Source organism: Nocardioides alpinus, assembly GCF_900112035.1.
GTDB classification, from domain to species: domain Bacteria; phylum Actinomycetota; class Actinomycetes; order Propionibacteriales; family Nocardioidaceae; genus Nocardioides; species Nocardioides alpinus.
The window spans coordinates 431,831-446,871 of sequence record NZ_FOKC01000001.1; the positions used below are offsets into that span (position 1 = coordinate 431,831).

Genomic DNA, 15,041 nt, shown 5'->3' on the forward strand with positions numbered 1-15,041 from the left:
ACCGGCACGCTCAGATCTTGGGGAGCCGGGAGCTCGACTCGGCCGCCGACGGGACCCTTTCGCCAATATTGGTGAGCGGTCCCGGCTCGTCGCGCGGCGTCATCCCGGCTGCGCCATCGAGAAGGTGATCTCGCTCGAGCGCAGGTTGCGCAGGGACAGCACCATGAGGTCCAGCTCGACCACCGACCACCCGTCGTCCACGGCCGTCCCGGCTGCGGTGGTGCGGAGCGCCTGCAGCAGGTTGAGCGGCTGCTTGCGCAGCTCGGCGTGCAGCGTCCCCTCCAGGACCCGGCCGAGGAAGTCGTGCTGGGCCGCAGGCCCCGACCCGTAGGCGTACGCCGGGTCGACGCCGTTGTCGTCCGCGAGCCGCACGAACGTGTCCCAGTCGATGGCGATCACGTGGTCGACGCGCCGGCCGGACCACTCCTCGACCAGGCCGACGCCCGTGCTGGGCGACGACGTGGCGACCACGGGGCGGATGCCGCTGCTGGCGGGCAGCGACTCCACCTCCGCCGACAGGCCGTCAGGGGGGACCTCGATCAGCATCACGGCCTCGACGGACTGCTCTCCGGACAGCCACGGCACGTCGGGACCCGCACCTCCGGTCCGGGTGCCGACCACCAGGACGGTCTTCCCGTCCGCGGGCGGAGGTCTGTCGGTCAGGCCCGCGAAGGCGCCCTCGATGCGGTCCAGCCGGCTCGCCATGGCGACGTTGAGCCCCAGCCCCACCATCGCGACGGCCAGGCCGAGGGCGAGCACCACCCTGAGCAGCCGGCGTACGACCCTCGCCATCCGCCTCCCCCTCGTGCCGATCCCCCGACGCTAGGGCGCGAGGCCGGGTGATCTCATGCCCCAAAGAGGGGACACGGGCGCGGGTGGGCTCAGGAGTTGAAGCGCTGCTGGGTCTTCTCGAGGCCGTCGGAGATCAGCGACTCGACCGCGTCGGCGGCGTCGCCGACCTGGAACGACAGCTCCTTGCGCTCGACCGTGGAGTAGTTGGACAGCACGAAGTCGGCCACGTCCTGGCGACCGGACGGTCGGCCGATGCCGGCCCGCACGCGGTAGAAGTCTCCGGTGGCCAGCGACGAGCGCATCGACTTGAGGCCGTTGTGGCCGTTGTCGCCGCCGCCGAACTTGATCCGCAGGGTGCCGAAGGCGATGTCGAGCTCGTCGTGGATCGCGATGACGTGGTCGGGCTCGACCTTGTAGAACGAGGCGAGCGCCTTGACCGGACCGCCGGACTCGTTCATGTAGCCACGGCCCCGGGCCAGGACCACGCGCGGCCCGCCGATCGTGAGCCGGCCCTCGACGACGTCGGCGCGGCCCGACTTGTGACTCCTGAAGGGTGATCCCATCCGGCTCGCCAGCTCGTCGGTCACGAGGTAGCCGATGTTGTGGCGGTACCCGGCATAGGTGGGGCCGGGGTTGCCGAGGCCGACCACCAGCCAGACGCCGTCCTCGGTGCCGCTCATGCCCTCGTCCTCCTCATCGCGACGATCCTTCCAAGACGCAGCGAGCCGGCGCATCCGCACACGCAAGGTGGACGGACGCGCCGGCTCGGCCGGGATCACTCGGAGTCGGTGCCCTCGGACTCGATGGCAGCGTCCTCGGCCTTGGCCTCGACCTGTGCGTCGGCGATCTCGGCGTCGGAGACGTCGTGCTCGATGCCGGCCTCGGCCTCGGCCTCCTCCAGCTCGGCCTCGAGGGCCTCGGCGGAGATCTGCTCGGTCACGTTGACGATGAGGAGCTCCTCGTCGGCGAGCAGCGTGGTGCCCGAGGGGAGGTCGAGGTCCTTGGCGTGGATCATGGTGCCCGGGGCCGCGCCCTCGACGGAGACCTCGAAGAACTCGGGGATGTGGGTGGCCTCGGCCTCGACGGAGACGACGGCGTTCTCGGTGACGACCAGCGTGTCGGGAGCGGCGTCGCCCACGACGTGGATCGGGACGTCGACGGTGACCTTCTCGCCGCGGATGACGGCGACGAAGTCGAGGTGCTCGATGACCCGGCGGATCGGGTCGACCTGGACGTCCTTGGTGAGCGCGAGCTGCTCGGAACCGTCGATGTCGAGCGCGAGGAGCGCGTTGGCGCCACCGTGCTTGAGGGCCATCATCGTCTGGTGGCCGGGGAGGATCACGTGGATCGGGTCGTTGCCGTGGCCGTAGATGACGGCGGGGATCTTGTTGTCGCGACGGATCCGGCGGGCAGCGCCCTTGCCGAACTCGGTGCGCGTCTCGGTGGCGATCTTCTCGGGGGCAGACATGGGGTTCTCCACTCGGTTGGGGGCTGGTCGGTGTGGTCTCGGGGGCTCGGCGCTCCGGAGACGACGAACGCCGCGCTCCGGATCGTGAGCGCGGCGCAGTGTGGGCAGCCGGCCCAGTCGATCACGGAGTCCCAGGTCGTTCGTCGGGCTCCCTCGCCGAGGCAACCCCGAAACCCTAGACCCGCCCCCCGGGGTGGGTCGAATCCACGCGCCTAAGGTGTCGTCGTGCCCCTGATGCTCCCCGAGGCGCGCGAGCGCGCCACCCTGCTGTCCGACGTCCACACCGTGCTGCACCTCGACCTCACGTCGCCCGACGACTTCGGTGTCGAGGCGACCCTCACGTTCCGCTGCGACGAGCCGGGGGCGTCGACCTTCCTCGAGCTCAACGGCGGCACCGACGTGACGCTCGACGGTCGGCCGGCGACGTACGACGCGGGGCGGATCCCGCTCACCGACCTCGCCGAGCACAACGAGGTCCGGGTCACCGCGCGGATGCCCTACGTCACCGACGGCGACGGGATGACCGTCACCGTCGACCCGGCCGACGGGGAGCGCTACGTCTGCGCGCACACATCGATGGACATCACCCAGAAGGTGATCCCGTGCTTCGACCAGCCCGACATCAAGTCGACGTTCTCGCTGACCGTGACCGCCCCGTCGCACTGGACGGTGCTGGCCAACGGGCAGCTCGAGGACCGGACGTCTGGCACGGACGGCGACACCTGGACCTTCGGCACCACGCCCCCCTTCTCGTCCTACCTCTTCACCCTCGTCGGCGGGCCGTGGGTGTCGGTGACGTGGGACGAGCCCTACGCCCCGGCGCCGGGCGGGACGCTGCCGTTCGGCTGGCACGCGCGGGCGTCGCAGGGGCGCGAGCTCGAGCGGGACGCCGAGGAGCTGAAGCGCATCACCAGCACCTGCTTCCAGCACTACACGACGATCTTCGAGCCGGAGTACCCCTACGCCGACTACCAGCAGGTCTTCGCCCCCGGGCTCAACTGGGGCGCGATGGAGTTCCCCGGGTGCGTGGTCTTCCGTGACCAGGCGCTCACGCAGGGAGCTCCGACCGAGCTCGAGCGTGAGTGGCTGGCCTCGACGATCGCGCACGAGATGGCGCACATGTGGTTCGGCGACCTCGTCACGATGAAGTGGTGGGAGGACTCCTGGCTCAACGAGTCCTTCGCCGACTTCATGGGCTTCGACGTGGCCGGCATCGCTGCGGGCTACACCGACGCCTGGACCTCGGCCGCGATCACCCGCAAGCCCACCGGCTACCGCGCCGACCGGCGGCGCTCGTCGCACCCGATCGCGGAGGACACCGACAAGATCGTCGACGTCGACACCGCCTTCGCCAACTTCGACATGATCACCTACGCCAAGGGCAACGCGACCCTGGCGCAGCTCGGCCACTGGCTCGGCGAGCAGGACTTCCTCGCCGGCGTCAACCGCCACCTCACCACCCATGCCTTCGGCAACGCCGACCTCGCCGACTTCCTCGACTCGCTCGACGCGGCCACCGAGCTCGACGTACGCAGCTGGGCGCAGGCGTGGCTGCGCACGACCGGCTTCGACACCCTCGTGGTGACCCGCGACGGCGACGTCCCCGTGCTCACGCGCGAAGGATCCCGGCCGCACCGCCTCACCGTGTCGGCGTACGACGACGCGATGCGGCTCGTGGCCTCCCGCGACGTGCAGCTCGGGGCGGAGCCGGTGCGGCTCGACGAGTTCGCCGGACGGGTCGTGGTGCCCAACTCGGGCGACGAGACCTTTGCGGTCATCCGCCCCGACGAGCAGTCGTGGGCCGCGATCACGGCCGGGTTGTCGTCGGTGGAGTCCCAGCTCACCCGCGCCATGCTCTGGTGGACCGCGGTCGACCTGTGCGAGTCGCAGGTCATCCCCGTCGCCGACCTGGTGGCGCTGGCCGACCAGCACCTGCGCCCCGAGACCCACCCGCTCGTCTTCGAGGGCGTGATGCGTGCCCTGCAGCTCGTCACGCGTCGCTACGCCGAGCCCGACGAGGTCGCCGGGCACCTCGCCGTGATCGCCGACATCGCCCGTGGCGCGGTCGACGCAGGCGACCCGGCGCTCGCTCCCGGTGCCTCGCGGGTGCTGGCGCGGCTGAGCGCCGACGCGGGGCTCCTCACCCGGTGGCTCGGGCAGGACGAGGTCGACCAGAGCGTGCGCTGGGCCGCGGTCCAGCGGCTCGCCGAGCTCGGCGACGCCTCGCACATCGACACCGAGGAGGCCCGCGACAGGTCGGTCTCCGGGCACCACGCCGCCCTGGCCGCACGCGCGCTGGTGCCCACCGCCGAGAGCAAGGCCGACATGTGGGGCCGCCTGATGGGCGGCGAGCTCGGCAACCACGAGTTCGACGCCGTCGGGGAGGGCTTCTGGGGATGGGAGCAGGCCGACCTGGTCCACCCCTACCTCACGCGCTACGTCACCGACGGCCTCGACCTCGCCCGCCGCTCGGGCCAGGGCATGGCCGACGTGATCGGCGACGCCTTCCCACGGCTGCCGCTCACCCCCGCCGTACGCCGTGAGCTGCGCGCCGCGGTCGTCGAGGCGCTCGCCGGCGGCGACGTGCCGACGGTGCTGGCGCGGGCGTGGAACGACGGGCTGGACGACCTGGACCGGACGCTCTGAGATGACGTCGCGGCAGGTGCTCTCGCGCAGCCTTCGGGCCGCGATCGACGAGCATCTCCGCCCGCGGGGCTTCACGGGCTCGCTACCCCACCTGCGGCGGATCGGCGGGGAGCAGATCTGCCTGATCAGCATCGAGTTCTTCTCCGGTGGCGGGAGCTTCGTGGTCGAGGTTGCTGAGTGCGGACCCGGGGGACACACGACGTCGTGGGGCGACGTGCGGCCGCCCACGACGGTCACCGCACGGGACATCGGGCATCCGCGACCCCGGCTCGGCAGCCCCAGTTCCCGGTCGGCGACCACTGGATCCACTTCGACTCCTCGCCGAAGCGTTGCACCGCTGTCGCGGACGAGGTGGTCCGGCTGGTGGTCCACCAGGCCGAACCCTGGTGGCGCGAGCAGCTCGAGCTCAGGAGCCAGGGGTAGGGCTGGTCTCGCGGCGCTGCTGCTCGTTCCTCGCAGGGTGCCTACGCGTGGCCGTCGAACATCGAGGTCACTGACCCGTCCTCGAAGACCTCGCGGATCGCCCGGGCGATCAGCGGGGCGATCGAGAGCACGGTCAGCTTGTCGAAGCGCTGGTCCGCGGAGATCGGGAGCGTGTTGGTGACCACGACCTCCATCGCGGAGGAGTTCTTCAGCCGGTCGACCGCGGGGTCGGAGAGGATCGGGTGGGTCGCGGCGATGATCACGCCCGCGGCGCCGGCCTCCATGCAGGCCTCCGCAGCCTTCACGATCGTGCCGCCGGTGTCGATCATGTCGTCGGTGAGGATGCAGATCTTGCCGCCGACGTCACCGACGACGCGGTTGGCGACGACCTCGTTGGCCACGTCGGTGCGCCGGGACTTGTGGATGAACGCCAGCGGTGCGCCGCCGAGGCGGGCCGACCAGCGCTCGGCGACCTTGATCCGGCCGGCGTCCGGGGAGACGACGGCGAGCTGCTGGTCGCCGTACTTCTCCTTGACGTAGTCGGTGAGGATCGGCAGCGCCATCAGGTGGTCGACGGGGCCGTCGAAGAAGCCCTGGATCTGGTCGGCGTGCAGGTCGACCGTGATCAGCCGGTCGGCGCCGGCGGTCTTGAAGAGGTCGGCCATCAGGCGCGCCGAGATCGGCTCGCGGCCGCGGTGCTTCTTGTCCTGGCGGGCGTAGCCGTAGAACGGCATGACGACCGTGATCCGCTTCGCCGAGGCCCGCTTGAGGGCGTCGACCATGATCAGGTGCTCCATGATCCACTCGTTGATCGGAGCCGTGTGGCTCTGGATCACGAAGGCGTCGCAGCCGCGCACGGACTCCTCGTAACGGACGTAGAGCTCGCCGTTGGCGAAGGCCCGCGCGTCCTGGGGGACGAGGCCGCACTCGAGGAGGTCGACCACCTCCTCGGAGAGCTCGGGGTAGGCCCGGCCACTGAAGACCATCAGGTTCTTCTCGGTGGTCCGCTTCATTCCGGTCACGCGACGCGTCTCCTGGCTGTGGTGGTCGGCCTCGGGGGAAGGCTCGTTCGGAGGTGCTGGTCAGGATTCTCGCCCACGGACGGGCGATCCCCAACCCCGGGTCACCCCTCGGTCTTCTCCTGCTGTTCACGGGCCGTTCGAGCCGCCTCGGCCTGGGCGGTCCCCGCCCGCCTCGACTCGGTCCAGCCGTCCAAATTGCGCTGCGGGGCGCTGCTCACGGCCAGCGCTCCGGCCGGCACGTTGCGGCGTACGATGGTGCCGCCCGCGGTGCCCGCCCCGTCGCCGACCGAGACCGGGGCGACGAAGGTGTTGTTCGAGCCGGTCTTGGCGTGGCGACCGATCGTGGTGCGGTGCTTGGCCACCCCGTCGTAGTTGGCGAAGATCGTGCCGGCCCCGATGTTGGCGCCCTCCCCGATCTCCGCGTCGCCGACGTAGGACAGGTGCGGGACCTTGGCGCCGTCGCCGATCTGCGCGTTCTTGGTCTCCACGAAGGTGCCGATCTTGCCACCGACGCCGAGCTGGGTGCCGGGTCGGAGGTAGGCGAACGGACCCACCGTGGCGCGGTCGCCGATGACGGCGAGCTCGCCGTGGGTGCGGATGACGCGGGCGCCGGCGCCGATCTCGCAGTCCTTGAGCGTCGTGTCCGGGCCGATGACCGCGTCCTCGCGGATGACCGTGGCGCCGAGGAGCTGCGTGCCGGGCAGGATCGTGGCGTCCGGCTCGATGACCACGTCGGACTCGATCCAGGTGGTCGCCGGGTCCATGACCGTGACCCCGTCCTTCATCCACCTGGTGACGATGCGGCGGTTGAGCTCCTTGCCGAGCTCGGCGAGCTGGGCGCGGTCGTTGGCGCCCTCGGTCTGGGCCACGTCGTCGATCAGGTGGGCGCCGACGGTGAGGCCGTCCTCGCGCGCCAGCCCGACCGCGTCGGTCAGGTAGTACTCGCCCTTGGCGTTGTCGTTGGTGATCCGCGCCAGCGCCCCGATGAGGAACTCGGCGTCGAAGGCGAGGATCCCGGAGTTGATCTCGTCGATCTCCCGCTGCTCCGGCGTCGCCTCCTTCTCCTCCACGATCGCCTCGACGTCGCCCTCGGCGTTGCGCACGATGCGGCCGTAGCCGAACGGCTTCGGCACCTTGCCGCTCAGGATGCTGACGGCCCGTTGCGCGGCCTCGTGCTCGACGGCGAACGCGCGCAGCGACTCGCCCTCCAGCAGCGGGGTGTCGCCGGCCGCGACGATGACGGTCCCGCTCGTGGTGCCCGAGGCCTCCATCGCGATGCGTACGGCGTGGCCCGTGCCCTCCTGCGTCTCCTGGACGGCCAGCACCGCGGTCGGCAGCAGCTCGATGATGTGCGGGCCGACCTGCTCGCGCTGGTGGCCCACGACCGCGACCACGCTGGTCGGCTCGACGGCCTCCACGGCGCGCAGCACGTGGCCGATCATGGAGCGCCCGCCGATGGGGTGGAGCACCTTCATGGTCTTCGACTTCATGCGGGTGCCGCCCCCGGCGGCGAGGACGATGACGGTGAGGTTGCCCATGGCCGCAGTCTGTCACTGCGCGCGGTCATGGAGATCAGCCGGCCGCTGCCCCCACGAGCTCCGGCACCGGGTCGCTCTCGCGGCGGGTGCGCCTGACTTCGAGCACGGACACGAGCGCCAGGGTCAGTCCACCTCCCAGCAGCATCGTCATCAGCAGCGCCCTCGGCCGGCTGCCGCCCACTCCGTAGATGACAGGCTGCGCGGGCGAGGCCTTCAAGGAGATGCGGTTGTCGAGCGACACGCCCGCGTCGTCCTGGAGCGCCTGGAGGCTCTGTCGGACCTCTTCGCGCAGCTCCTCGACCGTGTCGAGAACCCACTCTCGCGTCGGCCCGACGGCCTCGATGGCCAGCACCTGACTGTCGAAGTTCGTCCCCCACTGCCCCCCGCTGTCGGGAAGCCCGATGGACCATCCCTCGCGAACCCCGGCACCCACGAGCGTCGCGCCGGGTGAGGCGTACTTGGGCACCGGGTCTGGGCCGAGCACCGACTTGGCCACGGCACCGGCCGTGATGATGACCGACTCCGAGGCGGCGAGGCGGTCGGGGTGGAACTCGTTCTGCGGCACGAGGAAGACCACCTCTGCCCGCGTCCAGAAGACAGTGCGGTCCTGAATGGCCAAGAACCCCGCCGCAGCAGTGAACACCATGCCGACAGCAACGATGACCTTGAACCGCCACGCAGCGGCAAGAAGATCAGAAAGTGTCATCGTCCAGGTTCTCCGCGAGTGGGGTGCGGGTTTGCGTCCAGTTGTTACTCTACGCGTCAGCCGCGCGTCTACACGCAGAGGCCTTTGACCGCCCACTTGGGCCGATTTGCGGGGACGTGCACACTTATGGACAAGCCAGCGTTGCTCGGCATCGTGCGCCGCCGGTGGTACATCCTCGTCCTGGGACTCGTTGGCTCGATCGCCCTGGGCTATGCCGCGTCGCTGGCAAGCCCTCCCCAGTACACCGCCCGGGCGCTCGTGATGCTCCTCCCGTCCAAGGCGACGGTCGGCGACGACGGCAACCCGTTCTTGGAGCTCAGCGGCCTCGACCTGCCCGCCCGCGTCGTGGTGTCGTCCCTGAGCAGCTCGTCGGTGGCCGAACAGGTTGCCGAGGAGTTCCCCGAGATCACCTACGCGGTGACCATCGAGGAGTCCACCCGCGGCCCTGTCATCGCGATCGACGTCACCGGCACCTCGGAGGCGACGACGCTGGAGGCGTTGCCCTCGCTGATCCTGAAGGCTACGGCCACCCTGGACCGCCTGCAGAGCGAGGTGGACGCTCCGCCCGCCTCGAGCGTCCGCTCGATGCTCCTGACCGTGGATCGATCTGCTACGGAGGAGCGCGGCGGCACTGTCCGGCTCATGATCGCCGGCGTCGTACTCGGTCTCGTCGCGACCGTGCTTTCCGCCAGTGCCCTTGATGGTCGGATCCGGCAGCGCAACGCCCGCAGGGCGGCCCAGACGGCCGCCCAGACGGCGGCCGCATGCCCTCCTGATCCCCCGACCACCCCTGAGCCCCCCACGTCGCCGCAGGCGGCGGACCGGCCGACGCCACCCACGTCCGCCCCTCCCTCGGCCACGAGCGCTCCCGTGTCCCCTGCATCGGCCACGGATGGCGCAGACCGGTCCGGTGCGTCGGCAGGGTCGGACGCCTCGGACCGCAGCCACGCCGGGTCGGGCTCCGAGCCCCAGCTGGCAGGCACGGGCACGGCATCGAATGGCAGGGCCACCGCCAAATCCGGCCAGAACGCGAGGCCGTCGAAGAACCGCAGGCCCAACAGGGGCGGCGCAGCCCGCACCAATCGACCGTCCTGAGGAACACCACGGATCTGACAGGAGGTGAGGCGGGCCACGCCCGAGACCATGAATTCCATTGCCTGGCTCACCGCATACCTCGTGCTGCTCTTCGCGGTGCCCTCGACCCAGATCGTCGGCCCCCTCGGTAGCGCCGGGTCGTTGGCGATGGTGTTCGGGCTGGGCAGCTTCATGCTGTGGGTCATGCTCCGAGTGGCGGCATCGCGGTCGACGGGATCCGAGCCGGAGCCCGTGCGTCGGGCCCTGGTCGTCTTCCTGTTCTGCGTGGGCTTCACCTACACCTGGACGATGTCGCACCCCGTCAGCCCCGACGAGGTCAGCCCCGCCGACGTGGCCGTGCTGGCACTGATCTCGTGGGCCGGCACGTTCCTCCTCGCCCATGACAGCCTCGACACGCTCGCGGACCTCCGCACGATCCTGCGGCGGATCGCCATGGCTGGCGGCTTCCTGGCGATGCTGGGCCTGCTCCAGGCACTCACACGTCAGGTGTGGGTCGACCGGGTGTCCATCCCGGGCCTGACCCTGACGCAGGCCGCGGGCAACTTCGACCGGGGTGGCTTCCCGAGGCCGGCCGGGACGTCGGTCCACCCGATCGAGTTCGGCGTGGTCATCGCCGTGCTCTTCCCGATCGCCCTACATATCGCGTTCCACGACAAGGAGCGTCCGCTCTGGCTCCGCTGGTTCCCAGCCGCGGCCATCGGGGCGCTCGTCCCGCTCACGTCCTCGCGCTCGGCCTACCTCGGAGTGCTTGTCGGGCTCCTGATCTGCATGACCGGCTGGGAGGCGCGACGTCGGTGGCAGATGCTGGGGCTCGCGGGCGTGGGTGTGGTGGCCATGCTGGTGGTGACCCCCAACCTGCTCAACTCGATCGTCCGCCTCTTCACCGGAGCCGGGGAGGACGCAAGCGTCTCGTCGCGGACCGGCAGCTTCGGCCTCGCCGGCGACTTCTTCGAGCGGTCGCCGCTCATCGGTCGTGGACTCGGCACCTTCCTGCCCAAGTACCGCATCTTCGACAACCAGTACCTCCTGCTCATAGTCACGGTGGGCCTCATTGGCACCGTCGCCTTCCTTGCTGTCGCCGTGGTAGCGATCCGCACCCTGCGGCGCGCGCGTGCGCACACCGACGACGCAGCGACCAAGGACCTGACGATCTCGCTGACTGCGAGCATCGTCGTCGGCTTTCTCAGCCTGCTGCTGTTCGACGCGTTCGCCTTCCCGCAGACGATGGGCACGATCTTCCTGGTCCTGGGACTGGCCGGGGCCGTACACCGCCTGTCGGCCGTCGACGGTGCGCGGTCTGGTCCCGACAAGTCGCGGAGCGAGATGACGCGCTGACGCCTCCGCGGACGCACGGGCTCACCCGCGGATATAGTGCCCCCGTGGTCCTGGACGTGGCAGTCGTGGTGGTCACCTACAACAGCGCGGACCACGTCGCGGGACTGCTCGACAGCATCCCTTCGGCCATGGCCGACCTCACCTTCTCGGTCGTCGTGGTGGACAACGGCTCGAGCGACGACACATGCACCATGCTCGAGCGCCGCACCGACTGCACGCTGGCCCGCTCGTCCAACCTCGGCTACGCCTCGGGCGTCAATCGCGGGATCGCGAGCTCGCCACCCGCCCGCACCTACTTGATCCTCAACCCCGATGCCACTCTCGATCCCGACTCGGTCCCGGTGCTGCTGGAGGTCGTCGGCCGGGCCGGGGTGGGCGTGGTCGCGCCGCGGGTCCGCGAGGCGGATGGCAGCCTGTCCCCCACCCTGCGACGCAAGCCCAGCTTGGCCAGGGCCGGAGGGCTCAGCTTCACCGGCATCGCGGCCTTCGCCGAGAGGATCGAGGATCCGGGCGAGTACGAACTCGAGCACGAGGTGGACTGGGCGGTCGGGGCGATCCTGCTGATCGACGCCGACTGCTACCGCGCCGTGGGCGGGCTGGACGAGTCCTACTTCCTCTACTCCGAGGAGACGGACTTCAGCCTGCGCGCGCGCGACCTCGGGTGGTCGACCGTCTACACCCCCCGGGCCGGCGGCATGCACGTCGGCGGGGGCTCCGGCGAGAGCGCGACCACGCACACCATGAAGATCATCAACCGCGTCCGGATCTATCGCAGGCGCGCGGGGACCCCCTTGGCCTGGGCCTACTTCGTGATCACGGTGGGCAACGAGCTCAGGCGGGCCGTCCTCGGGCACCGTCGGTCCTGGTCGACTCTGGCAGCCCTGATGCGACCGGGTCGGCGTCCGGAGGTGCTCGGCGCCTCCGAGCACCTGCTTCCCGACTGACCACTACCTCTGGGGGACCGATGCGTGACGTGCTCTTGATCGCGCCCGCCTGCGACGGGCAGGACGTGGGCGAATCGTGGCTCGCCCACCAGTGGGCGGAGCTGCTCTCGACCAGGGCGCGGGTGACGCTCCTGACCAGCCACAAGCGCGACCACGTGCCCCCGTCCCAGCAGCTCACCGGCGTACGCGTCGTGGAGTGGCCCGAACCTCCCGGGGTGGGCCGTTTCGAACGGTTCAACAGCCTCCTGCAACCCGGGTACGCACCGTTCTACGTCCGGGCCCGGCGCTGGTTGCGCCGCGAGCTGGCCGCCGGCGCCACCTTCGACGTCGCGCACCAGGTCGTCCCCGTGGCCATGCGCTACCCGTGCCTGGCCGACGGGCTCGGGATCCCCGTCGTCGTCGGCCCGGTCGGTGGTGGTCTGGAGTCGCCGCCGGCGTTCGTCGCGGAGGAGGGAGCCACCCCGTGGTACCAGCGGCTCCGCGCGCTCGACCAGGCGCGGCTCGCCCACGACCCGCTGCTGCGCAGGACCTACGAGGGCGCCGCCTGCGTGGTCGGCATCGCACCCTACGTGGGCGAGCTGTTGTCGCGGCTCTCGCTCCAACGGCTCGAGATCATGAGCGAGACCGCTGTCCGCAGCCTCCCTGCGCCGGTGGACCGCTCCGGGCGGAGCGGACCGCTGCGGCTGGTGTGGGTGGGTCGGGTCATCCGCACGAAAGGGCTGCGCGACACCGTGCGCGCCCTCGACCTCGTGCGCGACCTCGACGTCGTGCTGGACGTCGTGGGCGACGGCAACGACCGTGCGGCCTGCGAGGAGCTGGTCGAGGAGCTCCGGCTCGGAGATCGCGTTACCTTCCACGGCTCGCTCCCACGCGAGCAAGTCACCGGGTTCTACGAAGCCGCTGACGTGTTCGTCTTCCCCAGCTATCGCGAGCCGGGGGGGAACGTCGCTCTCGAGGCCATGGCCGCGGGACTGCCGGTCATTGTGTGCGAGCGCGGCGGGCCGGGGGCCAACGTCGACGACTCGTGCGCCTTCCGCCTGGAGGCCGAGAGTCCGGACCAGCTGGCCGCCGACTGCGCGGCCGCTGTCCGGACGCTGGCCGCAGACCCCGCCCTACGCACGCGCATGGGCGAGGCCGGCCGACGCAAGATCCAGACGTCGCACCTGTGGGAGCAGAGGGTCGAGCAAATGATCGCCCTCTACGAAAGCGTCATCACCGAGGGAATTATCCCGGGTCGCTGATCGGCTGCCCGACCTCTACGCCGGTGGCACCCGCTGCTCGCTGTGCCGCCAGCGGTTGCCGCTCCAGACGTTACCGGGGGCAGTCTTGTCGAAGTCGGTGATCGCAAACCAGTAGCCACAGTTGCCTGTCGGCCCGCGCTCGAAGACGTTGTCGATGAACCGGATGTTGTTGACTCCGTCGGAGTACGGCTTTCCCTTGGTCGAGCCGCCGTAGGCGCACGCGCCGCCCGTCGAGGCCAAGAACAGGTTGTTCTCGATCAGGTTGTCCTCGACGACGGCGCCGTCGCCGTAGCCCGTGAGGCTCGCCGAGCACCCGGCGTCGGGCGGAACGTCCGGTGCGTCGCACGTCAGGGTGTTGTGGATGATCTTCGCCTGCGAGCCCATCCTGACCCCGGACTCGTGTTCCTTGCCGGCCTCGTCCGTCATCTGGCCGTGGACATAGCTGTCGATGACTTTGCACCTGTACCAGCACATGATCGAGCGCGTGCCGCCCACCACCTCGACGCGTCGGGCCGTGAACCTGATCGAGCCGATGCCCGACCAGACCTGCTCGCCGGCGTCCACGTTCGAACGCCTGATCTTGAACGAGGTGTCGTGCGCCTCGTAGTCGTTCCACACGGTGCCGTTGATCTTCGAGTTGGTGATGATCACTCCTGCGGCACGGATCTCTAGGTCGCAGTCGACCAGCTTGCCATCGATGACCGTGTTGTCACGGGTGATGGCGCACGGCCCGTTGTAGGGCTGCAGCGTGACGCCAGCCGGTACACCGGTGTTCGCGGCGGACGGCCACTTCCTCTCCGCGCGCTGGGACCTGAGCGTGTCGGTCGGTTGCACCGAGGCCACGACCGGCGAGGTCTCGTGGGCAGGCGCCGGGCCTGCGGACGCCAGGGTCGGCGCGGCCAACAGAGCGGTCGCGAGGCCGACGACGGAGACGAAGGCAGCCGACAGGCGCCCTCTTGTAGGAGAACTCATGGAAACACCCTTCCAAACCACGGGACCGGGTTGGGGTTCGCGGCGGACGCCGGCGCACGGCATTCCACGCACGACCCGGTTCGATTCGTGGGCCATCACCGTAGCCCAGACCGGACGGCACAAATTAGGTATAAGCGGCCCCTCCGGAAGCGGCTCCCCGCAACTACACGCTGAGCACCGACGAGGACCCGATGTTGACCTACCCGGTCAGCACCGGGTGGTCCGACCGCGCCCGGGCCTCGAAGACCGAGTGCACCGGGCCGGACACCGGCGTGAGGACGAACGTCATGTACACCGTGTCCACCATCGTTGAGAAGTGGCACACGCCCGACGAGTGGACCGGGACGACCAAGCGCTGCTGGGGCGCCTCTCGGGTCCGACCAGGTCCCCAGGGACTCCGCTTCATGTCGGCCGGCACCCCGGTGCCCTACCTCCTGCACGACGAGCTCACCGGCGCCGACGACTACGCGATCCCATGTGGGGAGGCTCTCAAGCTGTTCACCATCAACGCGACCACGCTGGTCGGCTGAACGGCGAGACCGACTTGACCGAGCCAGCCTGTCGAGGTCGCGGTCGCGGACGGCGCGGTCACCGAGCTGACTGTCCTTGGCGCGGCCTCCTCGCCGTCCACCCCGGCCCCGGACGACGCCGACGCCGACGCCGACGCCGACGCCGAGCAGTCGAGCTGATCGGCCAAATGCGGATGGAGATGAGCTTCGCAGCAGGACAGGCCTATGACCCGGTGGAGATCCGTCCGTGTCGGTGATCCCGCCCGGCGATGGGGTGCAGCACCTTCATGGTCTTCGACTTCATGCGGGTGCCGGCGGCGAGGACGATGACGGCGAGGTTGTCCATGGCC

15 protein-coding genes are annotated in these 15,041 nt (G+C 70.1%); 7 read left to right on the top strand and 8 right to left on the bottom strand.

Annotated elements, in window-relative coordinates:
- Positions 1 to 99 precede the first annotated feature (99 nt).
- From BM127_RS02105 to BM127_RS02115, 3 genes are all read right to left on the bottom strand, one after another.
- Positions 100 to 792, bottom strand: coding sequence for a hypothetical protein (locus BM127_RS02105; RefSeq protein ID WP_091193620.1), 693 nt, complete (start codon positions 790 to 792; stop codon positions 100 to 102).
- Positions 793 to 881: 89 nt separating this feature from the next.
- On the bottom strand, positions 882 to 1,472 hold the full coding sequence (pth, locus tag BM127_RS02110) for an aminoacyl-tRNA hydrolase (protein WP_091195360.1): 591 nt from the start codon (positions 1,470 to 1,472) through the stop codon (positions 882 to 884).
- 95 nt (positions 1,473 to 1,567) lie between these two features.
- Positions 1,568 to 2,260, bottom strand: coding sequence for a 50S ribosomal protein L25/general stress protein Ctc (locus tag BM127_RS02115; RefSeq protein ID WP_091193621.1), 693 nt, complete (start codon positions 2,258 to 2,260; stop codon positions 1,568 to 1,570).
- A gap of 234 nt (positions 2,261 to 2,494) precedes the next feature.
- On the opposite strand from BM127_RS02115, the gene pepN reads away from it, so the two are divergent.
- A complete protein-coding gene (pepN, locus tag BM127_RS02120) occupies positions 2,495 to 4,906 on the top strand; it encodes an aminopeptidase N (protein WP_231263161.1) in 2,412 nt (803 codons plus the stop codon).
- A gap of 204 nt (positions 4,907 to 5,110) precedes the next feature.
- Entirely contained in the window at positions 5,111 to 5,329 is a 219-nt protein-coding gene (locus tag BM127_RS02125; RefSeq protein WP_091193624.1) for a hypothetical protein, read from the top strand.
- A gap of 41 nt (positions 5,330 to 5,370) precedes the next feature.
- On the opposite strand, the gene BM127_RS02130 is transcribed toward BM127_RS02125, so the two are convergent.
- The 3 genes from BM127_RS02130 to BM127_RS02140 all read right to left on the bottom strand — a co-directional run bounded on the left by BM127_RS02130 (position 5,371) and on the right by BM127_RS02140 (position 8,595).
- The gene (locus BM127_RS02130; protein ID WP_091193627.1) at positions 5,371 to 6,342 is read right to left on the bottom strand and encodes a ribose-phosphate diphosphokinase; all 972 of its coding nucleotides are present in this window, start codon (positions 6,340 to 6,342) and stop codon (positions 5,371 to 5,373) included.
- A gap of 110 nt (positions 6,343 to 6,452) precedes the next feature.
- Positions 6,453 to 7,889: a bifunctional UDP-N-acetylglucosamine diphosphorylase/glucosamine-1-phosphate N-acetyltransferase GlmU gene (gene glmU, locus BM127_RS02135; protein WP_091193628.1), complete on the bottom strand. Its 1,437-nt coding sequence runs from the start codon at positions 7,887 to 7,889 to the stop codon at positions 6,453 to 6,455.
- A 34-nt stretch (positions 7,890 to 7,923) separates the two neighbouring features.
- Complete coding sequence (locus tag BM127_RS02140) at positions 7,924 to 8,595, bottom strand: hypothetical protein (protein WP_091193631.1); 672 nt, start codon at positions 8,593 to 8,595, stop codon at positions 7,924 to 7,926.
- A gap of 126 nt (positions 8,596 to 8,721) precedes the next feature.
- Between BM127_RS02140 and BM127_RS02145 the strand changes: the two genes are divergently transcribed.
- Genes BM127_RS02145 through BM127_RS02160 form a run of 4 tightly spaced genes read left to right on the top strand, consistent with a single transcriptional unit; the run spans position 8,722 to position 13,210 of the window.
- The gene (locus tag BM127_RS02145) at positions 8,722 to 9,690 is read left to right on the top strand and encodes a Wzz/FepE/Etk N-terminal domain-containing protein (RefSeq protein ID WP_091193634.1); all 969 of its coding nucleotides are present in this window, start codon (positions 8,722 to 8,724) and stop codon (positions 9,688 to 9,690) included.
- A gap of 48 nt (positions 9,691 to 9,738) precedes the next feature.
- The gene (locus BM127_RS02150; RefSeq protein WP_091193637.1) at positions 9,739 to 11,025 is read left to right on the top strand and encodes an O-antigen ligase family protein; all 1,287 of its coding nucleotides are present in this window, start codon (positions 9,739 to 9,741) and stop codon (positions 11,023 to 11,025) included.
- Positions 11,026 to 11,069: 44 nt separating this feature from the next.
- Positions 11,070 to 11,969, top strand: coding sequence for a glycosyltransferase family 2 protein (locus BM127_RS02155; protein WP_157829650.1), 900 nt, complete (start codon positions 11,070 to 11,072; stop codon positions 11,967 to 11,969).
- A 20-nt stretch (positions 11,970 to 11,989) separates the two neighbouring features.
- Positions 11,990 to 13,210 carry a glycosyltransferase family 4 protein gene (locus tag BM127_RS02160; RefSeq protein ID WP_091193639.1) on the top strand — a complete coding sequence of 407 codons (1,221 nt, stop codon included), beginning with the start codon at positions 11,990 to 11,992 and terminating at the stop codon, positions 13,208 to 13,210.
- 15 nt (positions 13,211 to 13,225) lie between these two features.
- Here the strand turns inward: BM127_RS02160 and BM127_RS02165 are convergent, their stop codons facing one another.
- Entirely contained in the window at positions 13,226 to 14,182 is a 957-nt protein-coding gene (locus BM127_RS02165; protein WP_139227566.1) for a hypothetical protein, read from the bottom strand.
- 287 nt (positions 14,183 to 14,469) lie between these two features.
- Here BM127_RS02165 and BM127_RS02170 point away from each other — a divergent pair, with 287 nt between their 5' ends.
- Positions 14,470 to 14,712, top strand: coding sequence for a hypothetical protein (locus BM127_RS02170; protein ID WP_139227568.1), 243 nt, complete (start codon positions 14,470 to 14,472; stop codon positions 14,710 to 14,712).
- Between the two features lie 202 nt (positions 14,713 to 14,914).
- Here the strand turns inward: BM127_RS02170 and BM127_RS22955 are convergent, their stop codons facing one another.
- A complete protein-coding gene (locus tag BM127_RS22955) occupies positions 14,915 to 15,037 on the bottom strand; it encodes a hypothetical protein (protein ID WP_269212847.1) in 123 nt (40 codons plus the stop codon).
- Positions 15,038 to 15,041 lie beyond the last annotated feature (4 nt).